The organism is Streptomyces sp. CA-106110, from assembly GCF_050936285.1.
Lineage (GTDB): Bacteria > Actinomycetota > Actinomycetes > Streptomycetales > Streptomycetaceae > Streptomyces.
The window spans coordinates 1355160-1376885 of record NZ_JBNJNB010000001.1 but is presented as its reverse complement, the minus strand read 5'-3'; the positions used below and the strand labels follow the sequence as shown (position 1 = coordinate 1376885).

At 69.7% G+C, this 21726-nt stretch carries 19 protein-coding genes and 2 pseudogenes; 8 read left to right on the top strand and 13 right to left on the bottom strand.

What is annotated here, in order from left to right; genetic code table 11:
- Window position 1: 1 nt before the first annotated feature.
- From ACQEXA_RS06475 to ACQEXA_RS06465, 3 genes are read right to left on the bottom strand one after another with little or no spacing between them, the layout of a single operon-like run.
- Window positions 2–1978, bottom strand: a complete 1977-nt coding sequence (locus ACQEXA_RS06475; RefSeq protein WP_433134467.1) for an ABC transporter permease — start codon at window positions 1976–1978, stop codon at window positions 2–4.
- Window positions 1978–3066 carry a quaternary amine ABC transporter ATP-binding protein gene (locus ACQEXA_RS06470; protein ID WP_433128975.1) on the bottom strand — a complete coding sequence of 363 codons (1089 nt, stop codon included), beginning with the start codon at window positions 3064–3066 and terminating at the stop codon, window positions 1978–1980. Before ACQEXA_RS06470 ends, ACQEXA_RS06475 begins: the two co-directional genes overlap by 1 nt.
- 20 nt (window positions 3067–3086) lie before the next feature.
- A complete protein-coding gene (locus tag ACQEXA_RS06465; RefSeq protein ID WP_432936290.1) occupies window positions 3087–4556 on the bottom strand; it encodes an aldehyde dehydrogenase family protein in 1470 nt (489 codons plus the stop codon).
- A 222-nt stretch (window positions 4557–4778) separates the two neighbouring features.
- Between ACQEXA_RS06465 and ACQEXA_RS06460 the strand changes: the two are divergent.
- Window positions 4779–5531, top strand: a pseudogene (locus ACQEXA_RS06460) (formyltetrahydrofolate deformylase); the annotation flags it as partial.
- Here the strand turns inward: ACQEXA_RS06460 and ACQEXA_RS06455 are convergent.
- Window positions 5459–7168: an IS200/IS605 family accessory protein TnpB-related protein gene (locus tag ACQEXA_RS06455; RefSeq protein WP_433128973.1), complete on the bottom strand. Its 1710-nt coding sequence runs from the start codon at window positions 7166–7168 to the stop codon at window positions 5459–5461. The pseudogene ACQEXA_RS06460 and the gene ACQEXA_RS06455 overlap by 73 nt on opposite strands.
- A 157-nt stretch (window positions 7169–7325) precedes the next feature.
- On the opposite strand from ACQEXA_RS06455, the pseudogene purU reads away from it, so the two are divergent.
- Window positions 7326–7454, top strand: a pseudogene (gene purU, locus ACQEXA_RS06450) (formyltetrahydrofolate deformylase); the annotation flags it as partial.
- Between the two features lie 28 nt (window positions 7455–7482).
- Here the strand turns inward: purU and ACQEXA_RS06445 are convergent.
- Both ACQEXA_RS06445 and betA read right to left on the bottom strand, forming a co-directional pair.
- Complete coding sequence (locus tag ACQEXA_RS06445) at window positions 7483–8319, bottom strand: methylenetetrahydrofolate reductase (protein ID WP_432936296.1); 837 nt, start codon at window positions 8317–8319, stop codon at window positions 7483–7485.
- 3 nt (window positions 8320–8322) lie between these two features.
- A complete protein-coding gene (gene betA, locus ACQEXA_RS06440; protein WP_432936298.1) occupies window positions 8323–9993 on the bottom strand; it encodes a choline dehydrogenase in 1671 nt (556 codons plus the stop codon).
- A 152-nt stretch (window positions 9994–10145) separates the two neighbouring features.
- On the opposite strand from betA, the gene ACQEXA_RS06435 reads away from it, so the two are divergent.
- The gene (locus ACQEXA_RS06435) at window positions 10146–10943 is read left to right on the top strand and encodes an IclR family transcriptional regulator (protein ID WP_432936301.1); all 798 of its coding nucleotides are present in this window, start codon (window positions 10146–10148) and stop codon (window positions 10941–10943) included.
- Between the two features lie 60 nt (window positions 10944–11003).
- On the opposite strand, the gene ACQEXA_RS06430 is transcribed toward ACQEXA_RS06435, so the two are convergent.
- The 5 genes from ACQEXA_RS06430 to ACQEXA_RS06410 form a co-directional block, all read right to left on the bottom strand.
- Window positions 11004–12137, bottom strand: a complete 1134-nt coding sequence (locus ACQEXA_RS06430; RefSeq protein WP_432936304.1) for an aromatic ring-hydroxylating oxygenase subunit alpha — start codon at window positions 12135–12137, stop codon at window positions 11004–11006.
- Between the two features lie 129 nt (window positions 12138–12266).
- Entirely contained in the window at window positions 12267–13427 is a 1161-nt protein-coding gene (locus ACQEXA_RS06425) for an NAD(P)/FAD-dependent oxidoreductase (RefSeq protein WP_432936306.1), read from the bottom strand.
- Window positions 13424–13786 (bottom strand): bifunctional 3-phenylpropionate/cinnamic acid dioxygenase ferredoxin subunit, encoded by a 363-nt coding sequence (locus ACQEXA_RS06420; RefSeq protein ID WP_359401713.1) that lies wholly within the window; start codon window positions 13784–13786, stop codon window positions 13424–13426. The genes ACQEXA_RS06425 and ACQEXA_RS06420 overlap by 4 nt, the downstream gene beginning before the upstream one ends.
- A 490-nt stretch (window positions 13787–14276) precedes the next feature.
- On the bottom strand, window positions 14277–14414 hold the full coding sequence (locus tag ACQEXA_RS06415; protein ID WP_432936309.1) for a hypothetical protein: 138 nt from the start codon (window positions 14412–14414) through the stop codon (window positions 14277–14279).
- Window positions 14411–15499 (bottom strand): S-(hydroxymethyl)mycothiol dehydrogenase, encoded by a 1089-nt coding sequence (locus ACQEXA_RS06410; RefSeq protein WP_433128971.1) that lies wholly within the window; start codon window positions 15497–15499, stop codon window positions 14411–14413. Before ACQEXA_RS06410 ends, ACQEXA_RS06415 begins: the two co-directional genes overlap by 4 nt.
- 230 nt (window positions 15500–15729) lie before the next feature.
- On the opposite strand from ACQEXA_RS06410, the gene ACQEXA_RS06405 reads away from it, so the two are divergent.
- Complete coding sequence (locus tag ACQEXA_RS06405) at window positions 15730–16149, top strand: ArsR/SmtB family transcription factor (RefSeq protein ID WP_433134465.1); 420 nt, start codon at window positions 15730–15732, stop codon at window positions 16147–16149.
- A gap of 262 nt (window positions 16150–16411) precedes the next feature.
- Here the strand turns inward: ACQEXA_RS06405 and ACQEXA_RS06400 are convergent, their stop codons facing one another.
- Window positions 16412–17221, bottom strand: coding sequence for an SGNH/GDSL hydrolase family protein (locus ACQEXA_RS06400; RefSeq protein WP_433128969.1), 810 nt, complete (start codon window positions 17219–17221; stop codon window positions 16412–16414).
- A gap of 319 nt (window positions 17222–17540) precedes the next feature.
- On the opposite strand from ACQEXA_RS06400, the gene ACQEXA_RS06395 reads away from it, so the two are divergent.
- The 4 genes from ACQEXA_RS06395 (at window position 17541) to ACQEXA_RS06380 (ending at window position 20696) form a co-directional block, all read left to right on the top strand.
- Window positions 17541–18041, top strand: a complete 501-nt coding sequence (locus ACQEXA_RS06395; protein WP_359401728.1) for a winged helix-turn-helix transcriptional regulator — start codon at window positions 17541–17543, stop codon at window positions 18039–18041.
- Window positions 18042–18129: 88 nt separating this feature from the next.
- Entirely contained in the window at window positions 18130–18636 is a 507-nt protein-coding gene (locus ACQEXA_RS06390) for an SRPBCC family protein (protein WP_359401768.1), read from the top strand.
- Entirely contained in the window at window positions 18636–19694 is a 1059-nt protein-coding gene (locus ACQEXA_RS06385) for an LLM class flavin-dependent oxidoreductase (RefSeq protein ID WP_433128967.1), read from the top strand. The genes ACQEXA_RS06390 and ACQEXA_RS06385 overlap by 1 nt, the downstream gene beginning before the upstream one ends.
- Window positions 19695–19973: 279 nt before the next feature.
- The gene (locus tag ACQEXA_RS06380) at window positions 19974–20696 is read left to right on the top strand and encodes a hypothetical protein (protein ID WP_433128965.1); all 723 of its coding nucleotides are present in this window, start codon (window positions 19974–19976) and stop codon (window positions 20694–20696) included.
- A 102-nt stretch (window positions 20697–20798) separates the two neighbouring features.
- Here the strand turns inward: ACQEXA_RS06380 and ACQEXA_RS06375 are convergent, their stop codons facing one another.
- Entirely contained in the window at window positions 20799–21551 is a 753-nt protein-coding gene (locus tag ACQEXA_RS06375) for an SDR family NAD(P)-dependent oxidoreductase (protein WP_433128963.1), read from the bottom strand.
- Window positions 21552–21726: the final 175 nt, after the last annotated feature.

Sequence of the window (21726 nt, the reverse complement as noted above, 5' to 3'; positions counted from 1 at the left end):
CTTACGCACTGGTGCGGCGCGCCGCAGCCTGGGTGATCCGGTCGAACATGACTCCGAGCAGTACGATGGCGAGTCCCGCCGCCAACCCCTTTCCGTACAGCTCTCCCTGCGAGAATCCGGCCACGACGTCGTAGCCGAGGGCGCCGGCGCCGACCAGGCCGCCGACGACAACCATCGAGAGCACGTAGATGAGGCCCTGGTTGGTGGCAAGGGTCAGGGCGCTGCGTGCCATCGGCAGTTGGACCTTGGTGATGATCTGCCAGGTGTTGCAGCCGGTGGAGGCGGCCGCCTCCACGGTCGTCTCGGGAACGTTGCGCACCCCGTCCGCGATGATCTTGATGGCGACAGGGGCCGCGTAGACGACGGCCGCGACGATCGCGGTGAAACGTGTGGCGCCGAAGAGCGCGAGGAACGGTACGAGATAGACGAACGGGGGCATGACCTGCGCCGCGTCCAGCGTGGGCCGCACGATCCGGTCCACCAGCGCGCTGCGTCCCATCCACACGCCGAAGATGGCGCCGAGCAGCATCACCAGGACTGTGGCGACGACGGTCGAGGCCAGCGTCGTCATGCTGTCCGACCACAGGCCCGTGCCGACGAGCAGCCCCACGCACACGACGGCGGTCACCGCGGCCCGCCAGCCGCCGAGCACCGCGGCGAGCCCGCACAGAGCGGCGCCCACCAGCCACCACGGGGAGTCCGTGAGCAGCGTCTGGAAGGGGTTGAGCAGGCCGTTGGTGAGCGCGTCGCGGAAGGCGTTGGTGACGCCCGACACATGGTCCTGCATCCAGGTGGTCGCCGTGTCCGCCGCGCTCGCGATGGCGCTGCCGGTGCCGCCGTCGCCCGGGAAGGAGGCCGCCCATACGTAGGTGTGGGACAGATACACCAGCACCGCCGTGACGACCGCACCGGCGATCAGCAGCGGCCTGCGCCAGTGCAGGAAGCGGCTGCCCGAGCGGCGCGCCGCCTCCGCACGCCCGGCGGCCGCCGTGGTGACCCGGTCCAGGACGATGGCCATGACGACGATGGCGAGGCCCGCGTTGAAGGCGGTGCCCACGTCGAGCGACTGCAGGGCCTGTACGACGGTCTTGCCGAGGCCGGGCGCGTCGATCAGCGCTGCGATGGTCACCATGGCCAGGGCCGCCATGATGGTCTGGTTGACACCCATGACCACGGTGCGCTTCGACATCGGAAGCAACACCTTCAGCAGCTGCTGCCGTCGTGTCGAGCCCATCGACTCCGCCGCCTCGACCGTGGTCGGCGGCACGGAGCGGATGGCGTGTGCGGTGATGCGGATGGCGGGCGGAGCCGCGTAGATCACGGTGGTGATCGTGGCGGAGGCCCCTCCGATGAGGAAGAACAGGGTCAGCGGGGCGAGGTAGACGAAGGTCGGCATCGTCTGCATGAAGTCCAGGACGGGCGTCATGATCCGGTTGAACCGGTTGGAGAGACCGGACCACACACCGAGCGGGATGCCGATAAGCAGGGCCACGAACACTGCCGACAGCGTCAGCGCCAGTGTGTCCATGCTCTCCTGCCACAGGCCCTGGAGTCCGAAGAACGTGAAGCCGGCGACGGCCAGGAGGGCGACCCGCCAGTTCCCCACGGCCCAGGAGACATAGCCGGCGAGTCCCACGACACCGAGCCAGCCGATCTGCGGGACCGGGCGGGTGCCTGTGGGCTGTGAGATCAGGGACTGGACGAACGTCACCAGGTTGTCGATGACCAGGCGGATCTCATTGAAGAAGTAGAGGAAGAGCGGATTGGAGTTGCGGTTGGCGCCGATGGTGTCGTTGACGTCGTTCAGCCAGCGGTGCAGACCGGTGAGGTCGGCCGCGGCGAGGGACAGCGTCTGCCGGCCGCGCAGCACGGCGAACAGCACCAGCCAGGCGATCAGGATCGCTGCCACCACGACGGGGCGGCCGACCTTCTTGCGCAGGGGCGCGACCTGCGCGGTCGCGTCGGCGGCGACGGCCATCACGCACCGCCCTCCTGCCCGGCGACCACGGCGAGGATCTCCTCGTCGCCGACGATGCCGAGCAGCTTGCCGTTCTCGACGACCTTGACCGGCTTCTCGGCGGCCAGCACCGCCCGGGTGGCCTCGCGCACGACGACGTCCGGGCCGAGTTCGGGACCGTCGAGGGCGTCGTCGGGTTCCGCGGGGCGCATGATCCAGCGCAGGGTCAGCACATCCCCGCGCGGCACGTCGCGGACGAAGTCCCGTACGTAGTCGTCCGCCGGGGCGCCCACGAGCTCGTCGCCCGTGCCGCACTGGACCATCCTGCCGTCGCGCATGATGAGGATGCGGTCGCCGAGCTTGAGTGCCTCGGAGAGGTCATGGGTGATGAACACCATGGTTTTGCCGACCTCGTGGTGCAGCCGGATGACCTCGTTCTGCATGTCACGGCGGATCAGCGGGTCGAGGGCGGAGAACGGCTCGTCGAAGAAGAGGACGTCGGGGTCGCCGGCGAGGGCACGGGCGAGGCCCACGCGCTGTTGCATTCCGCCGGAGAGCTGGTCGGGATAGGAGTTCTCGTATCCGGCGAGGCCCACCAGTTCGACGACCTCCAGGGCCCGCTTGGTGCGTTCGGCCTTGCCCATGCCGCGGATCTCCAGGCCGAACGCCACGTTCTCGACGACCCGTCGGTGCGGCAGCAGACCGAAGTGCTGGAAGACCATGGAGAACTTGCTGCGCCGCAGCTCGCGCAGCCGCTTGGCGTCGGCGCCGCGGATGTCCTCGCCCTCGAACACGATCTCGCCGGCGGTGGGTTCGATCAGCCGGGTCAGACAGCGCACCAGCGTGGACTTCCCGGAGCCGGACAGACCCATGACGACGAAGACCTCGCCGGGCGACACCTCGAAGTCGACGTCGCGCACGGCGGCGGTGCATCCGGTGCGGTCCATGAGTTCACGGCGGGTCAGCCCGCACAACTCCTCGGAGCCCGGCACCTGGTCGGCCTTCGGCCCGAACACCTTCCACAGCCGGCGCACGGAGATGACCGGGGTGCGGTCCGAATCCTGGGGCGTGCCGCGCCGCCGCGACACCTCGGTCTCTGTGGGGGTCACGGTCGACCTCTTTTCGGCGTTCAGCCGCGGAACCAGTGCTGCGGCCGGGGTTGGATGTTCTGCCAGACGTGCTTGGGCTCGCGGTACTCGTTGAGGCCGGTCGGTCCCAGCTCCCGGCCCACGCCCGAGTGCCCGAAGCCACCCCATTCCGCTTGCGGCACATAGGGGTGGTAGTCGTTGATCCACACCGTGCCGTGGCGCAGCCGCCGGGCGACCCGCTGGGCCTTGCCCGCATCCTGCGTCCAGACGGCTCCGGCCAGTCCGAACTCCGTGTCGTTGGCGATGCGGACGGCGTCGTCCTCGTCGCGGAAGCGCTCGACGGTGAGCACGGGGCCGAAGGACTCCTCGTGCACCACACGCATGTCCTGCCGGCACTCGTCGAGGACGGTGGGCGGGTAGTAGAAGCCGTTCGCCAGCCCGGGATCGTCCGGGCGCCTGCCGCCGCAGCGCAGTACGGCGCCCTCGGCGAGGCCGGCCGCGACGTACTCCTCGACCTTCTCCCGGTGCTGCGCGGAGATCAGCGGTCCGCTCTCCGCCTCGGGGTCGAAGGGGCCGCCGAGGCGGATGAGCCGGGCCCGGCGTACGACCTCGTCGACGAAGGCGTCGTGGAGGGAGTCCTCGACGATCAGCCGGGCCCCGGCCGAGCAGACCTGGCCCGAGTGCAGGAAGACGGCCGTGAGCGCGAAGTCGACGGCGGTCTCGAAGTCGGCGTCGGCGAAGACCACGTTCGGGTTCTTGCCGCCGAGTTCCAGCGCGACCTTCTTCACCGTCGCTGCGGCAGCGGCCATGATGCGCCGTCCGGTCTCGTAGCCTCCGGTGAACGACACCATGTCCACGGCCGGGTGCTCGGCGAGCGGCGCGCCCACCTGGGCTCCCGCGCCCAGCACGAGGTTGGCGGTACCGGCCGGGAGCCCTGCCTCGTGCAGGGCGCGCATCAGCAGGATCGAGGTGGAGGGCGTGAGTTCGCTGGGCTTGAGGACGAAGGTGTTGCCGGCCAGGAGGGCCGGGGCGACCTTCCAAGAGGCCTGCAGCAGCGGGTAGTTCCAGGGGGTGATCAGCCCGCAGACGCCGACGGGCTCATAGGTGACGCGGCTGAGGGCGTCGTCGCGGCCGGTGTCCACCACGCGGCCGGCGTCGGTGCCGGCGATGCCGCCGTAGTAGCGGAAGCAGGAGACGACGTCGGCGATGTCGTACTCGCTCTCGACCAGTCGCTTGCCGGTGTCCAGCGACTCCGCGCGGGCGAACTCCTTGGCGTCGCGTTCGAGGATGTCGGCGGTGCGCAGCAGGAGTTCGCCCCGTTCGCGCTCGGGGGTCTGCGGCCAGGACCCGGTGTCGAAGGCGTGCCGGGCCGCGGCGATCGCCGCCTCGGTGTCGGATCGCGTGCCCTCGGAGACCGTCGCCACGAGCGTCCCGTCGGCCGGACAGCGGATCTCCCGGTGGCCGTCGGCCGCCGGATCACGCCACTCTCCATCCACATACAGATCTGCCACGCGCCGAGCCCTTCGACCAGAATGCGTTGCGCATCGTGCATTGAATTGCTGGTGGTGGAACACCTTGGCCGAATGAACGGACATACGTCAAGGGGTTGGTGGATTGCGATTTCGCCATCCGGGCCGTTGCCCCGACGTACTTGACCGAGTGCCTCGCAGGGCCCAACCATGTTGCGCATCGCTCACCAGGTTGTGCAATACGCACCAAGGGAGGCACCTCGAATGACCCCTGGACCGCAGCCCGGCCGTGAGTACGTCCTCACCCTCTCGTGCCCCGACACCGCCGGACTGGTGCATGCCGTGAGCGGCTTCCTCGTCAGGAACTCCGGCAACATCCTGGAGAGCCGGCAGTTCGACGACCGTTTGCAGGGCTGGTTCTTCATGAGGGTCCACTTCGACGTTTCCGACCCGGACGTCGACCTGGAAAATCTGCGTTACCGATTCGGCCCCGTCGCCGAGGCCTACGGGATCTCCTGGGCCCTGCGCCACGCCGCCACCCCGACCCGGACGCTCATCATGGTCTCCAGGTTCGGGCACTGCCTGAACGATCTGCTCTTCCGGCGGCGCACCGGCGCGCTCAACATCGAGATCCCGGCCGTCGTCTCCAACCACCGGGACTTCGAGGGCCTCGCGCACACCTACGGCATCCCCTTCCACCACATCCCCGTGACAGCGGACGCCAAGGCCGACGCCGAAGCGCGTCTGCTCGGTCTGGTAAGGGAGTTGAACATCGACCTCGTGGTCCTCGCCCGTTACATGCAGATCCTCTCCGACGATCTGTGCAAGGAACTGGAAGGCTGGGCCATCAACATCCACCACTCCTTCCTGCCCGGCTTCAAGGGCGCGCGCCCCTACCGGCAGGCGTACGAGCGCGGGGTGAAGCTGGTCGGCGCCACGGCGCACTATGTGACGCCGGACCTGGACGAGGGCCAGATCATCGAGCAGGACGTGGTGCGGGTGGACCACTCCCTCGACCGTTCCTGATCAGTGAGCAGGGGTGAGTCTTGTACCCAATCCTGGTCAACTGGCGCATCCCGAACGGTGGTGGATGCACTGGTCTCCCGCGTTCGCGCCGCGTCCGGCGACACGGATCGTGTCCGTGGTCCGGGGATGCGGGGGCGGGTTTCCTCACGCCCTGGGGTGCCGTGTCCGGCCTGGGCGGTCCGATGCCCCACACGAACGCTCTGGTCGTGTGGGGGCGGTGCCGTCCGTCGCCGGATGCGGTGCCCGAGGGCGCGCCTGCCGATCGCGATGCTCGCGGCATCGTGACGGCTGGTTTTCCTGGTCGTGTGGGAGAGGGGTTTCTGCCAGTGCTGGGCGCCCCACCTGCTGGTGTAGGCGGGGTCGACGGCGATGATGGTGATGCCGAGTGCGGCCGCCATGCTGACGAGCCGGGCCCGCAGCTTGGACACGGGCATGCCGGAGATCACCTGCCTGAACCGCTTCTGGCGGCCGTGTTTCTCCCGGGTCTTGTCCGTGCTGAAGTCGAGGTCTTCGATCGCGATCGACAGCCCGTGGCGTTGGGCCCAGTGCAGGAGCCGGATCAGTGCATGCCGCACCTGGGCATCACTATGGTTCGCGGTGCCGGACAGGTCGTAGACGAACCGCCGCGGCCGGCCGCACGGGTTGCCGTGCTCGTCGAGGCGCCAGGCGGCCAGATGGTCGGCGTTCGTATCGACACTGATCAGGCCGCCTGTGCGGGCGTGGGACAGGGGAACGGTCTTGATGGGTGGGATGGTCCAGGAGGCGGTGAGGTACCAGCGGCAGCGGCCTGCGTCGTAGTGGATGCGGTAGGCCACGGCCCGATTCGTGGTGACGCGGTCGGCCCACTCGTCGCTGCGGTGGTGGAAGAGGGCAGCGCCGGTGAGCGCATACCGGCCATGCGGAGCGTTGGCCAGGTGGGCGAGCGGCACAGGCAGTTTCAGTGACACCTCGCCCTCGGGCGTGACGCGGATCGTCTCATTACCGAACCGCTTGCCCGATTCCCCGTCCGCCTGCACAAACCAGCGTGATGCTTCCCAGCGTTGCCGCCACTGGGCCTGCGTGAGCTGGGCGGCCTTGAGGTGGTGCCGGTTGCGTGCGAGCCGCTTCCCGCCGCGCACCACCCGGACCCGGCCCGCAGCGTGGTCGGCCTGCTCGGCACTCAGCCGGTCTTCAAGGACCTGCAGGCGCCGGGACTTGGCGAACCACTCCCGTGCGCTGCGGTAGCCGCCCGACGCCCGCCTGTTTCCCTTCTCGCCGATCGGGAGGGACAGGCGGTGCGCGATCGTCCGCACGCCCACCTGAAGGCTTTGAATGTGCGCGAGTTGGGCACGCCGCGCCAGCGCCCACTGATCATGCGTGGCCTTGGTAATACTCCCGGCCCAACGCGACGAAGACTCCTTTGTCAGGGCCCGCTTACGCTCCGCCCACCTCTCCGCGGAGTGCTCCAGACCGTCGGCGCACCGGCGTTTGAGGTCCTTCGAGGCCAGCGAGCCCAGATGCGCGCCCACCAGGCGCAGCACCTCCTCGTCGTCGGCGCTCAGGTGGCCCAGACGGGTCCGGATCGCCACGCCCGACGGGCCAACGGCCACGAAGGAAGCAGCGATCGTGCGCAGCGACTCATCACGCATCGATGTACTCCCCTCCACCACGCTTGAGCAGCAACAGGAAGAACGGTACGGGCGGGCACTGACAGTGCCCGCCATACGACGTGTGCGCGCTACAACACCACGAACCAGTACATGCCCCTGCACACCCACGCACGCTCCTGCACATCCGAAAACGACCAGTTCCCCACCCGACGATCTCGTCACGGTGGGCCGCGACGTGGAGGCGCAGGTACTGGCCCACGCGGTGAAGTGGCACACCGAGAGCCGGGTCATGGTGCACGGCAACCGCACGGTGGTCTTCCGCTGAGCGTTCCGCGGAACCCGTTCAGCCCACCTCAGCCGTCCAGCCGGTCGAGCAGGGCGCGGCGCCAGCGTTCGGTCTCCGCGATCTGGTTGAACGTGAAGAGGTGAAGTCCGGCCACTCCCGCCGAGGGCGCGGTGAACGCGTCCGCGCCGCGCGCGAGGAGCCGTCCGGGGTCGTATCCTCCGGGCGCGGCGAACCGCAGAAGCCACGAGGGGTGCCTGGTCAGGAAACGTGTGGACTCGCCGACCCCGATCTTTGTCGCCATGGACAGCAGCTTCGCGCGCTGCACGGGCCCGGCGACGCCCACGTGGACGGGCAGGGTGACCCCGCGGCGGCGGATCCGGGTGATCCAGTCGCCGAGCACGCGCGGATCGAAGCACAGGTTGCTGACGATGTACGTGGCGTGCGCCTGCTTGTCCCACATCGCCTGGACGGTGATGTCGTCATGGATGAGGGGGTGGCTCTCCGGATAGCCGGTGATCCCCATCTTCGCGAAGGGCCTGCCCAGTTGGCTCAGCGTGCGCAGCACCGGCAGCGCCCCGTCGTACGCCCCGGCCGGCGGATCGGCGTCGCCCGCCGGGACGAACACGTCGTCGACGCCCACCGCACGCAACCGGTCGAGGACATCCTTGAGATGCGCGTCGTCCCGCAGCAGTCGCGCGGGAACGTGCGGGACGACAGGGTAACCGTGCGCGGCGAACCGCTCGGTGAGGGCGAGCGTCGGCTCCAGGCCCTTGACCGGCGACGCGGTGACCGTGACCACGACGTCGCGAGGTAGATGGGCGAGGACCTTCTCCTCGGTCGTCGCGGCCGGCAGCACCTCGTAGCGGACACGGCCGAGCAACGTCCGCAGTACCTCGGCGCCCAAGGCCTACCGGGCCTGTTTCTGTGCGTCGCGGTGGCGGTAGTACACGGCCTTGGACGGGGTCGGCGGTTCGTTGCCCAGGATGAGGTCCGCCGCCTTCTCGGCGACCATCATCACCGGTGCGTAGATATTGCCGTTGGTGACGTACGGCATCACCGAGGCGTCGACGACGCGCAGCCCGTCCAGTCCGTGCACCCTCATGCTCAGCGGGTCGACGACGGACATCTCGTCGGTGCCCATCTTGCAGGTGCAGGAGGGGTGGAGGGCCGTCTCGCCCTCCTTGGCGACCCAGGCGAGGATCTCCTCGTCGGTCTCCACTGAGGGTCCGGGTGAGATCTCACCGTCGTTGTACGGCGCGAGCGCCGGCTGGCCTAGGATCCGGCGCGCGACGCGGACGGCCTCGACCCACTCGCGGCGGTCCTGTGCGGTGGACAGGTAGTTGAAGCGGAGCGCCGGGTGCTCGAGCGGATCCCTGCTCTTGATCTTCACGGAGCCCCGGGCGTCGGAGTACATCGGCCCCACGTGCACCTGGTAACCGTGCCCGCCCGCCGGCGAGGAGCCGTCGTAGCGGACCGCGACGGGCAGGAAGTGGAACATCAGGTTGGGATAGTCCACGTCCTCGTTGCTGCGGGCGAAGCCGCCGGCCTCGAAGTGGTTGGTCGCGGCGGGGCCCGTGCGGAAGAGCCACTGCAGTCCGATGAGGGGAGCACGCCACTTGGCCATGTACGGCTGCACGGACACGGGCTGCCTGCAGGCGTACTGGACGTAGACCTCGAGGTGGTCCTGGAGGTTCTCCCCGACGCCCGGCAGGTCGTGGACCACGTCGATGCCGAGGGCGGCCAGTTCGTCGGCGTTGCCGACCCCGGACAGCTGCAGCAGTTGCGGGGAGTTGACGGCGCCGCCGCACAGGACGACCTCGCGGGCGCGGACCTGCTGCGGTGTGCCGCGCCCTTGCCGGTACTCGACGCCGACGGCGCGCTGGCCCTCGAAGAGGATCCGGCTGACGAACGCCCGGGTCTGCACGGTGAGGTTGGGCCGTTTCATCGCGGGCTTGAGGTACGCCTTCGATGCCGAAAGACGGCGCCCGCGGTGCACGTTGCGGTCGAAGGGAGCGAAGCCTTCCTGGCGGTAGCCGTTGACGTCGTCGGTGCGGGCGTAGCCCGCCTGCTCAGTGGCCTCGAGGAAGGCGGTGAACAGCGGGTTGACGGCGGGGCCGCGCTCGAGCACGAGCGGGCCGTCGTGGCCGCGGAACTCGTCGTCGGGACCGGCCGCGAGACAGTTCTCCATCCGCCGGAAGTACGGTAGGCAGTGCGCGTAGTCCCAGGTCTCCATCCCGGCATCGGCGGCCCACCGCTCGTAGTCCATGGGGTTGCCGCGTTGGAAGATCATGCCGTTGATGCTGCTGGAGCCGCCCAGTAGTTTGCCGCGGGCGTGGTAGATGCGCCGGCCGCCCATATGGGGTTCGGGCTCGGACTCGTACTTCCAGTCGTAGAAGCGACTGCCGATCGGGTAGGTCAGCGCCGCGGGCATGTGGATGAACACGTCCCACGGGTAGTCGGGCCGGCCCGCCTCCAGCACCAGCACCCGGTTTCGGGGGTCCGCCGAGAGCCGGTTGGCAAGGGCGCTGCCGGCCGATCCACCGCCGACGATGACGAAGTCGTACTGCTGAGGAGCCATGGTGCCTCGTCTCGCTCGCGCCGTCGATACGCGAGGCATGCTAGTACGGGTAGCGCTATACGCACTAGGTTGCGTTCAGCGCAACTTGACGCCCCTTCGGCCTATCGGCGATCACTTGCGTCGGCGTTGTTTACTGCGCGTATAGTTTCGCCATGAGCAACTACAGTCCGGATACCGAAACGACAGGTTCGCAGGCCGGCGGAGTGCAGTCCGTCGATCGCGCCATCAGCGTCCTCGAGATCCTGGCCCAGCGCGGCGAGGCGGGCGTCAGCGAAGTGGCCGCCGAGATCGATGTTCACAAGTCCACCGCGTTCCGGCTGCTCGGCGCCCTGGAGGCGCGCGGTCTGGTGGAGCAGGCGGGCGAGCGCGGCAAGTACCGGCTCGGATTCGGCATCGTCCGCCTGGCCGGTGCCGTCACGGGGCGGATCGACATCACCCAGCAGGGACGCCCGGTCTGCGAGCGCCTCGCCGAGGAGATCGGCGAGACCGTGAACATCGCCGTGATGCAGGAGCAGTACGCGATCAACCTCTACCAGGTGCGCGGGCCGGCGGCCGTCACCGCGCACAACTGGGTCGGCCAGCTGACCCCGTTGCACGCCACCTCGAGCGGCAAGATCCTGCTTGCCCATCTGCCCGCCAAGGGGCGTGCCGCCCTGCTGTCGGACGCCGGCCTGAAGAAGGTCACCCCGCACACGCTGACGGCGAAGACGAAGCTGGAGAAGAACCTCGCCGAAGCCCGGGAACGGGGCTATGCCTGGACGCTGGAGGAGCTGGAGATCGGGCTGCACGCCATGGCCGCGCCGATCCGCGACCGGGAGGGGCAGGTCGTCGCGGCGATCAGTGCCTCGGGACCCTCCTACCGGTTCACCGAGGAACGGATGCACGAGCTCGCTCCGGTGCTGCTCAAGGGCGCCGAGGAGATCAGCCACCGGATGGGCTACCTGGGCTGAGCGGCCCGCGCGCCCCGGCCGCGGGGAGCTCCGGAGCGAGGCCGTGACCGCACGGCCCGGTCAGCGCGGCCGCCTGGTGCCCAGACGCTCCTGCACCCAGTCGTGGAAGGCGCCGATGTGGTGCTCACTGGGCACCAGCACACCGCCCTTGGCGTAGAGCCGGGAGCTCATTCCGGGCTGGGTGCGTTCGCACGCATCGAAGTCCTGGCGGTTGACCCGGTCGAAGAGTTCCACGGACCGGCCGAGGTCCTTGCCGCTCTCCACGACGCCGGGCAGGTAGAGCCAGTCGCACTCCACGACCGTGCGGTCCACGGCCACCGGGTACATTCGATGGAAGATCACGTGGTCGGGTACGAGGTTGATGAACACCTGCGGCTTGACGGTGATCGCGTAGTAGCGGCGGTCCTGCTCGTCGGACACCCCGGGAATCCGCTGAAGTCCCTCGGAGCCGTCGACGGTGAAGCCCTGGACCTCGTCGCCGAACTCGGCGCCGTGGCCCACGTAGTACTGCGCGGCGTAGCCGTCCGCGAACTCCGGCAGAACCTCGGTGAGTTCGGGGTGGATCGTGGCGCAGTGGTAGCACTCCATGAAGTTCTCGATGATGAGCTTCCAGTTCGCCTTGACGTCGTAGACGATCCGCTTGCCCACCGCGAGGTTCGCGATGTCGTAGTGCTCGATCGACTCCACGTCGCCCAGCCGGGCGATGACCTCGCCGACGACCTCCTCCTCGAAGGACGGCGGATTCTCCGCCAGGCACACCCACACATAGCCGAGCCACTCGCGCACGGCCACGCTCACCAACCCGTACTCGGTGCGGCCGACATCGGGCATCTTGCTGAGATTGGGCGCCGCGACGAGCCTGCCGTCGAGGTCGTAGGTCCAGGCGTGGTACGGGCACTGGAAGGCACGCTTCACCTCGCCGGACCCCTCGGTGCGGAGCTTGGCTCCGCGGTGCCGGCAGACGTTGAAGTAGGCGCGCACGGAGTCGTCCCGGGCGCGGGTGACGAGGATGCTCTCGCGCCCGACGTCGACCGTGCGGAAGGCGCCTGGCTTCGGCAGGTCGGACGAGCGCGCGACGCAGAACCACATCGTCTCGAAGATGCGCTCCTGCTCCTGGGCGAAGATTCCCGGGTCCGTGTAGCAGGAGCCGGGGAGGGTGGCGATCAGGCTGTCCGGCAGGTCTGTCGAGGTCACGGTGCACTCCTCGGGAAACGTCGTGGATCGGTCAGTCACGCGCAGAGAAGAGCGACTTCGGGCGGCGTTGTGTATGGAGCAACGCTGCGTGTCATGTGCAACGCAGCATGAGTTGCCGCCCCGTCGGTGTCAAGAGGCGGCCGTGAGCCTCTTGCGCCAGCGGGTGAACAGCCGCGGCTGGTTCATCCCGAGCACGGCGACCGGTCTACCGGCACGCCGGTAGACGGCCAGGAAGCTACGGTCGCCGGTGGTTCCTTCCTCCACCGTCACGCTGTCGGCACCGGCGGCGTGACCCACGAACTGGATCTTCACGCCGTACTGGTCGGACCAGAAGTACGGTGGCCGGGGCGCGACCGTCTCGGCGGCACCCGAGGACAGCAGCGTCGCCACGGCGATGTCCGGCCGCTCCAGCGCGCCGGTCCAGTGCTCGACGCGGCGATGGCGGCCGACGTGGGGGTCGTACCAGGCGGCGCAGTCTCCGACGGCCACCACCCCGGGCAGGCTGGTGCGTCCGTCGGCACCGCACGTGACGCCGTCGTCGAGCGCGACACCGGAGCCTGACAGCCAGTCCGCGCATGGACGTGCGCCGACACCGACGACGACGGTGTCGGCCGGAATGCCACGGCCGTCCTCGAGCAGCACGCCCTCCACCCGGCGCTCCCCGCTGAGTCCCTTGACGCCGACACCGCACAACAGCCTTACGCCGTGGTCGGCATGGAGGGCGGAGACGACGCCGCCCATGGTCTCGCCGAGCGGTCCGGCCAGCGGTGCCGGTGCCGCTTCGACCACCGTCACGTCGAGTCCGAGGCCGTGCGCGGTGGACGCGACCTCGGCGCCCACGAACCCGCCGCCGATCACCACCAGCCTTCCGCCCGCGGCCAGTTCGCCCCGCAGGGCGCGGGCGTCGTCCAGGGTGCGCAGGACGTGCACTCCGGCCAGTCCCGAGGTGCCGGGCAGCCGGCGCGCAGCCGCGCCGGTCGCGATGACCACGCCGTCGGCGCGTATCTCCCGGCCGTCGGCGAGACCGATGGAGCGCCGATCGCCGTCGAGTCCGACGGCGCGGGCACCCAGCACCCACTGGGCGTCCAGGTCCTCGTCGTCGCTCTCCAGCGCCAGATCCGCTTCGCCGATGGCACCGGCCAGGAACTCCTTGGACAACGGCGGTCTGTCGTACGGGCGGTGAAGCTCCTCACCGATGACGACCAGCCGGCCGTCGTACCCCCGCTTCCGCAGCGAGCGCGCCGCCGAGAGACCGGCCAGCGAGGCGCCCACCACGGCCACGGTCCTCACGCGGGGCCTCCGGCGAGACGGGAAGCCACGCAGGGCGGCAGGTTGGGCGCATCCGTCGACAGCCGGACGTAGATCGTGCCGTCCTCGACGACGACCTCGTGGGTGCGGACCGGGAGCTTGGCCGGCGGGGCGCCGACGGCACCGGTCCTCAGGTCGAACGTGGAGGCGTGCAGCGGGCATTCCACCTCGCAGCCCTCCAGCCAGCCGTCGGCGAGCGAGGCGTCCTGGTGGGTGCAGGTGTCGTCGATGGCGAAGACCTCTCCGTCCTCGGTGTGGAACACCGAGACCGGCGGGTCGATGTCGAGCCGGTAGGCCTCGCCTCGCGGCAGATCCGCGAGACGGCACGCGGGAATCATCATGACACCTCGGTGCGTATAGCGAAACGGATTGCGATTGACGCAACGCCAGTTTGTGGGCGGCGCCAAACCCTTGTCAAGACGTCCAAGAGCCCGGTTGAACCGGCTCCGGCGGCTGTTCCCGGCGCATGCCAAAGGGCCTCAACCAGCCGCGCGAGCAGGCCGAAACGGGATCCGGCGATCCGGTGAGGAGGGGAGAACGCGGGCCCATGCGGAACCATCGCGCCGGGAGACAGGTGCGGAAGGCATGGCCGTCCGTCGCACGGCGCGGCGGTGGCGCGGCGGCCGGGACTCGTTCGCCCGTAGCAGCGGGGGGCGCACGAGCTCCTCGTGCCCGCACCGGCGCGCAGGTTGGGCCTGGACCGGCTCCCCATCGGCGTGGAGACCGGGCCCGCACCGGCGTGAAGCCGGAGGGCGACGGGACCCCCCGTGAGGCGGCACCCTCTCCACGGCCGGCGCCGTGAAGCGCCGAGAGGTGCCGCCGCCAGGGCGTTCAGAAGCCGCGGTCGATCCGCTCCTGAAGGTGTGGAGTCTCGGCGCCGATGATGGTGGGGAAGTCGCTGTACGACCTGCCGCCTGCCGGCGTGAACGTCCCCGAAGTGACGAGCCGTTCCTTACGCGCCCCCGTCATGGGAAGACCACCACCGAGCGCAGTACGTCGCCCTGGTGCATACGCGCGAAGGCCTTCTCGACCTCGTCCAGCGCGATGGTCTCCGTGACGAAGGCGTCCAGGTTCAGGCGGCCCCGCAGATAGAGGTCGATGAGCATGGGGAAGTCACGCGAGGGGAGGCAGTCGCCGTACCAGGAGGACTTCAGTGATCCGCCCCGGCCGAAGACGTCCAGCAACGGCAGTTCCAGCTTCATGTCCGGGGTCGGGACGCCGACCAGCACCACCGTCCCGGCCAGGTCGCGGGCATAGAAGGCCTGCCGGTAGGTCTCCGGGCGGCCCACCGCCTCGATGACGACATCCGCCCCGAATCCGCCGGTCAGTTCGCGGACCGCCTCGACCGGATCGGTCTCCTTGGAGTTGACCGTGTGGGTCGCACCCAGCTTCCTTGCGGTCGCCAGCTTGCGGTCGTCGATGTCCACCGCGATGATCTTCGATGCGCCCGCCAGGTGCGAACCGGCGATCGCCGCGCCCCCCACGCCGCCGCAGCCGATCACTGCCACGCTGTCGCCGCGCCCGACGTTGCCCGTGTTGATCGCCGCGCCGAGCCCCGCCATCACCCCGCACCCGAGAAGTCCGGCGGCGGCCGCCGACGCCGCCCGGTCCACCTTGGTGCACTGCCCGGCCGCCACGAGTGTCTTCTCGGCGAAGGCGCCGATGCCCAGGGCCGGCGACAACTCGGTGCCGTCCAGCAGGGTCATCTTCTGCCGCGCGTTGTGCGTGTCGAAGCAGTACCACGGCCGACCGCGCAGACAGGCACGGCACCGGCCGCAGACCGCACGCCAGTTCAGGATCACGAAGTCACCGGGCGCGACGTCCGTGACGTCCTCGCCCACCGACTCCACCACTCCCGCCGCCTCGTGCCCGAGGAGGAAGGGGAAGTCCTCGCTGATGCCGCCCTCGCGGTAGTGGAGGTCGGTGTGGCAGACCCCGCACGCCTCGATCTTCACCAGCGCTTCGCCCGGGCCGGGATCGGGCACGACGATCGTCTCCAGGCTCACGGGGGAACCCTTGCCCCGCGCGACGACAGCACGGACGTGGTGAGTCATGGCCACTCCTCGGCTGGTACGAGACCCTGTGTGGGCGTTGCTTATCGCGGCACGCATCTCGTGTCGTGCAACACAGGATCGTGGAGGGCCGAGCGACGGTCAAGGATCCGTCCGATGGCTCGGCGAGCGGCAAATCACGGTGCCGCGTGGGAGCGCCGTCCGTCACCCGGCGAACGGCACCGCTCGGATGCCACTCCTCACTCCGTGGCCCCGTCGTGATCACTCCCGAAATGCAGTTGATCAAAACCCCCGCACCGACCGGCAATTCGGAGCTCCATTCGGGTCCCCTCTACCAGGCCAAGGCCGAGTTCTTCCGCATGCTCGGGCACCCCGTGCGGATCCGGGTCCTGGAACTCTTGCAGAACGGCCCCGTCCCCGTACGCGACCTGCTCTGCGAGATCGAGATCGAACCGTCCAGCCTCTCGCAGCAACTGGCGGTACTGCGCCGTTCGGGGATCGTGGTGTCCATTCGGGAGGGCCCCACCGTGAGTTACGCGCTCGCGGGCGGCGATGTCGCGGAGCTCCTGCGCGCGGCTCGCCGGATCCTGACGGAACTGCTGGCCGGCCAGACCGAGTTGCTGGCCGAACTTCGCCAGGCCGACGACCGCCGTCCGGCCCTGGCCCCGGGCAGCGCACGCCGAAGCGCCTGACAGCGTGGCGGGCACGCGAAACTGCGCGGTCGACGGCAGGGCGACGGACGGCCGGTGAGCCGCGTCCCCACGAGGGGATCTTGGCGGCCTGGAGGAGGGGGACATACCTCAGGACGACCGTGACTCCGCCCGGCCTCCGCGGTGTTGCGGGAGCCGGGCGGGCGTGGCGGGGATCGGACGGTCACCAGGTATGACCGGCAGCGGTGAAGGCACCGTCGCGTCAGGTCGCCGGCGGAGGCCTCCGCCGTGCTCGGGACGGACCTCAGACGGAGCCGGCGAACACGGGAAGGTAACCGCGGGACTGCCCGACGTCCGTGGGGTGGTACGACTCCGTGACGGCGAGCAGGTTCACGCTGCGCAGCCAGGGGTTGGCCGAGCAGATCTCGTGCCCGGTGAAGGCGCGGCGGACGTCGGCAAAGGTGAACCCGTGATCGGCTGCGCGCTTGGCGGTCACTGTGTCGAGGTGGTCGACGGCGTTGTTGAGGGCGGAGCGCGCGGTGTCGGAGAGGCCGATCGCACACATCCCGCTGAGCCGGTACAGATGCGGATAGCCGAGCACCACGACATGGGCGGCGGGGGCCTTGCTCCTGATGGCCCGGTAGAGACGGTCCAGGTCGCCCGGGAGATCGGCGTCCATGTATCTGCGTGCCTCGGCGGCGGCGGTCACGCATGCGGTGGTGCCGCGCAGTACGCAGGTCGTCATGACCTTGGCGAAGCCCGAGTCGCTGCCGCCGACCGTGATGCTGACCAGGCCGGTGCGGCGGCTGAGGGCACCGAGCTGGCGGGCCAGCACATCGCTCGTCCGGGCGCCGTTGCACGCGGCGAAGCTGAACGACGACACCGAATGGGCCGCGGCCCACTGGGCGGGATAGGCCCGGCTGCTGCGCAGGCAGTCGCTGCTCGAGGCGAGGTAGCCGCCTGCTCCGACCCCGGCGGAGTAGGAGTCGCCGAGGGCCACGTAACCCCTGGACACCGACTGCGGGACCGCTTGTGCTGTGGCGGCCCCGGTGAAGGTCCAGGCGGCGGCGAGGAAGAGCGAGGACACACGGACGGCGATTCGGGACAGTCTCATGCTCCTGCCTTAACACGGCTCGTTCGACCCGGACTGTCATGACCGCCCGCCCCCGCGCGGCCGTGTTGAGAAGCGTCCCTGGCCGTGCCGCTCGCGAAGCGTCCTGTCTCTGACCGGACTTCTGCGGGGACCGGCGGTGCGCGGGCCTGCCGTACTCCGTGCGGACGTCACCCGGACGGCCGTCACTCCACCGGCGGCGTTTGCGCCGCCCCCGAACTGGAGTGCCTCGCCCCGCGGAACCCCGGGTGACGCGGGCAATCGCCGATGACCGCCCTGATCATCAGCTGGGTTTCTTGGTGAGACTCGCTAGGGTGAGTGCATGAAACGGACGTCTTTCGAGAACTGGCCGTGCTCGATCGCGCGGACCATGGACCTCCTGGGTGACTGCTGGACGCCGCTGGTGCTGCGTGAGGCGTTCTACGGGGTCAGCCGCTTCGACGAGTTCCAGCAGGGGCTGGGCATCGCACGCAACACCTTGACCGACCGGTTGCGTCACCTCGTGGACGAGGGTGTCCTGGAGAAGCGGCTCTACCAGAGCGAGCCGCGGCGTCACGAGTACGTACTGACGCAGAAGGGGCGGGACTTGTTCGGCGTCCTCGCCGCCATGTCCCGCTGGGGCGATCGATGGCTGGCAGGGGAGGAAGGCGTCCCCGTGGTGTTCCACCACGACACATGCGGCCACGACACCGGGGCCGAGGTGGTCTGCGCGGTGTGCCGGAAGCCGCTGGAGGCCGAGGACACCTCGATGCGCATGGGGCCCGGGTATCCGGAACGGCTCAAGCGGCGGGCGGATGTGCGCCGCCGGTTCGGTGCCGCCTGACGGACCCGCCGCCCACGGCCCTTGACAGGGTAAGTCTTGTGAAGCAACCCTTGAGGTCAACTGCTCGATGGCGAGGAGGCCGGCCGATTTGGAGTGGACGGGCGCACGTTACGCGGACACACCCACGCTCGAGGTGCGGACCTGGATCGATGCCCCGCCGGCGCGGGTCTGGTCGTTGGTCAGCGATATCGAGCTGATGCCGACCATGAGTGCGGAGCTCCAGTCGGTCGAGTGGCTCGACGGGGCGGCAGGGCCGGCCGTGGGCGCCAGATTCGTCGGGCGCAGCAAGCACGAGGCGCTGGGGGAGTGGCAGACCACCTCGCACGTCATCGAGTGCGAACCCGGGCTGTCGCTCGCCTGGGCCGTGGAGGACCCGGCCAACCCCTCAGCGGTCTGGCGCTTCCGGCTCCGGCCCAAGGACGGCGGCACCGAGCTGTCCGAATGGATGCAACTGGGCCCGGGCCGTTCCGGTCTGTCCCTCGCGATCGACCGGATGCCGGAGAAGGAGCAGAAGATCGTGTTCGTGCGGCTGCGCGAGTTCGAGCGGAACATCACCGCCACCCTGGAGCAGATCAAGAAGCGGGCGGAGAAGTGATGCGCACCGCCACCACCATCGAGGCGTCCGGCGGTGAACGCTGGTCGGAGCAGACCGACTTCGTCGTGGAGGCCGAGAAACTCGGCCTGGACGTGTGCTGGGTCGCCGAGGCATGGGGGTCCGACGGTCCCTCGGCACTCGGCTACTACGCGGCGCGTACCGACCGGATGCTGCTGGGATCCGGCATCATGCAGGTGGGGACGCGCACTCCGACAGTCGTGGCACAGACCGCCATCACGTTGTCGAATCTGTCCGGCGGACGGTTCCTGCTCGGACTCGGCGCCTCCGGCCCCCAGGTGATCGAGGGCCTGCACGGAGTTCCGTTCGCCCGGCCTCTGAGGCGTATGCGTGAGACCGTGGAGATCGTGCGCCGGGTCCTCGGCGGTGGGAAACTCTCCTACTCCGGAGCCGAGTTCCGAATTCCGCTGCCGGGCGGCGAGGCGGTCCCGATGCGCCTGTCGATGCGCGCCGAGCACCGGATCCCCGTCTATCTGGCCGCGCTGTCACCGGCCATGCTGGAGCTGACCGGGGAGGTCGCCGACGGCTGGCTGGGAACGAGCTTCGTGCCCGAGGGTGCGGCCGGTGCCTACTTCGCCCATCTCGACAACGGCCTTGCCCGCAGCGGCCGTACGCGTGCGGAGCTGGACATCTGCCAGGGGGCGGAGGTCGCGTTCGCGCCCGATGAGGAGGCGCTCGGGGCGATGACCGCGACACGCAAGAAGGAACTGGCCTTCAGCCTGGGAGGCATGGGCTCCGCGTCCACCAACTTCTACAACAACGCCTACAGCCGCCAGGGTTGGGCCGAGATCGCCGCCGAGGTGCGGGAGCGGTGGCAGTCCGGCGACCGGGACGGTGCCGCCGGCCTGGTGACGGACGAGATGGTCCTGGGCACGACGCTGATCGGCACCGAAGCCATGGTGCGGCAGCGGTTGAGGGTGTGGCGTGAGGCAGGCGTGGACACCGTCCGCCTCTACCCGGCGGGGGAGTCGCTGCAGGCCCGGCTCGACACCCTGGCCAGGGCCATCGAGCTGGTGCGGGAGACGGACGACGGTTCGTAAGCCGGAGCCGTGTCCGGGCCGCCGGTGACGCCCTCGCTCTGCGGCCGGGCAGCCCCACGGACCTCGAGGTGTCGGGCTGACCGGAGCAGCCGGTGACCGGCGCGGACCTGCCGGGCACCCGGTCGGCGCAATGGGCCGAGCAACGGCGAGTGGCGCGGGACGCCTGGCCGCGGGGGTGCGCCAGACTTGCGTGGAGACGATTTCGGACCGGACCCGGTGCCACGACGCGGTTCCGGCCGGTCCCCGGATCGCCCCGGTCCGTGGACCGAGGAGGAGAGAATGAGCGACCTGCTGTCTGCAGTCCTGGAAGCCCACGGCGGCGTCGACCGGTGGCGGCGACTGTCGACCTGCACCGCGACGATCGTCAGCGAAGGGGAACTCTTCAGGGCCAAGGGGATGCCCCAGGACCCGCAGCCCCGGCAGATGACCGTGAGCCTGCACGAGGAGCACGCATCGGTGCGTCCCTTCGGCGGCCCCGATCAGCGCAGCGACTTCACCCCCGGCCGCACCGCGATCGAGCGCGCCGACGGATCCGTCGTGGCCGAACGCCTCGAGCACCGGAAGGGGTTCGCTGGGCATACGTTCGAGACTCCGTGGGATCCGCTGGACCGGGCCTACTTCAACGGGTATGCCCTGTGGACGTATCTGACGACTCCGTTCTTCATGCTCATGCCCGGGATGGCAGTGCACGAGAAGGAGCCGTGGGCCGAGTCCCCGAGGGAGACATGGCGTGGTCTGCGGGTCTCCTTCCCGGACGGGATCGAGAGCCACAGCAGGGAACAGGACTTCTACTTCGGTGACGACTTCCTGGTCAGGCGTCACGACTACCACGTCGACATCGCGGGCGGTTTCGCGGCCGCCCATTACATGTACGACATCGCGGAAGCGGACGGAATCAGGTTGCCCACCAAGCGCCGCGCGTACCGCCGGGGACCCGACGGGCGTCCGCTCCGCGATCACCTGATGGTCGGCATCGACCTCAGCGACGTCCACTACTTCTGACGGGGTCTCGCCCGTGGTCCCGTCCGGCTCCGCGGCGGGCCGGGCGGCGGCCGTGGTGCCCTTCCCTGGCCCCACGGCCGCCGCCCGGCACCACCGGGCTCGTCAGACGGCCGTACGACCGCCGTCCACGGGCAGTACCGCCCCGTGCACGAAGCTCGCCGCGTCGCCGGCCAGATAGGCGATCGCCTCGGCGACTTCCTCAGGCGCGGCCGGGCGGCCGGCCGGGGCCTGTGCGGCGAGTGCGTCGAGGTCCTCGTCCATGCCGGCGGTGCCCTCGGTACGTGTCGGGCCGGGCTCCACGGCATTGATCCGCACCCCGCGCGGACCGTACTCGGCGGCCCACGCCTTGGTGAGCAGGTTCACCGCCGCCTTGCTGGACGAGTAGAGCGCCATGCCGGCCACGCCGTACTCGGCGACCATGGTGCTCACGTTCACGACCGCCCCCTCCCCGCGTTCGGCCATCGGCGGGGCCAGGGCCGCCACCAGGTGGAAGGGAGCCTTCACGTTCACGTCGTAGACGGCGTCCACATCGCCCTCCGGCGTCTGGTCCGTCGGGCCGAACGGGAAGATACCCGCGTTGTTGATCAGGACGTCCACCCGGCCGCCGCCCAGTGCGACGGCCTCCCGGGCCAAGTCCCGCGCCCCCTGAGCGGTGCGCAGATCGGCGGCGACGAAGTCCGCCCGCCCGCCCCGGTCCCGGATGGTGCCGACCACGGACTCGCCGCGGGCGCGGTCCCGGCCCGCGACCAGTACGTGTGCGCCGCGCTCGGCGAGCAGGGTCGCGGTGGCGGCACCGATCCCGCTGGTCGCACCGGTCACCAGCGCCACGCGTCCGGTCAGAGCAAGAGAACCCATGAGGTCCATCCTTCGTGTCGAATCTCCAGGGTCAGCGAGCACGACCGTGCCGCGTCCGCTGTCCCGTCACCTCGTTCGCGAGCTGACACGGGTCGAAAGCGCGCGCTGACGTGCGGGATTCCGTCTTCGCCATAGGTGATTCCGAGAGCCGCCAGAGGCGCCGGGGTGTTGTCCC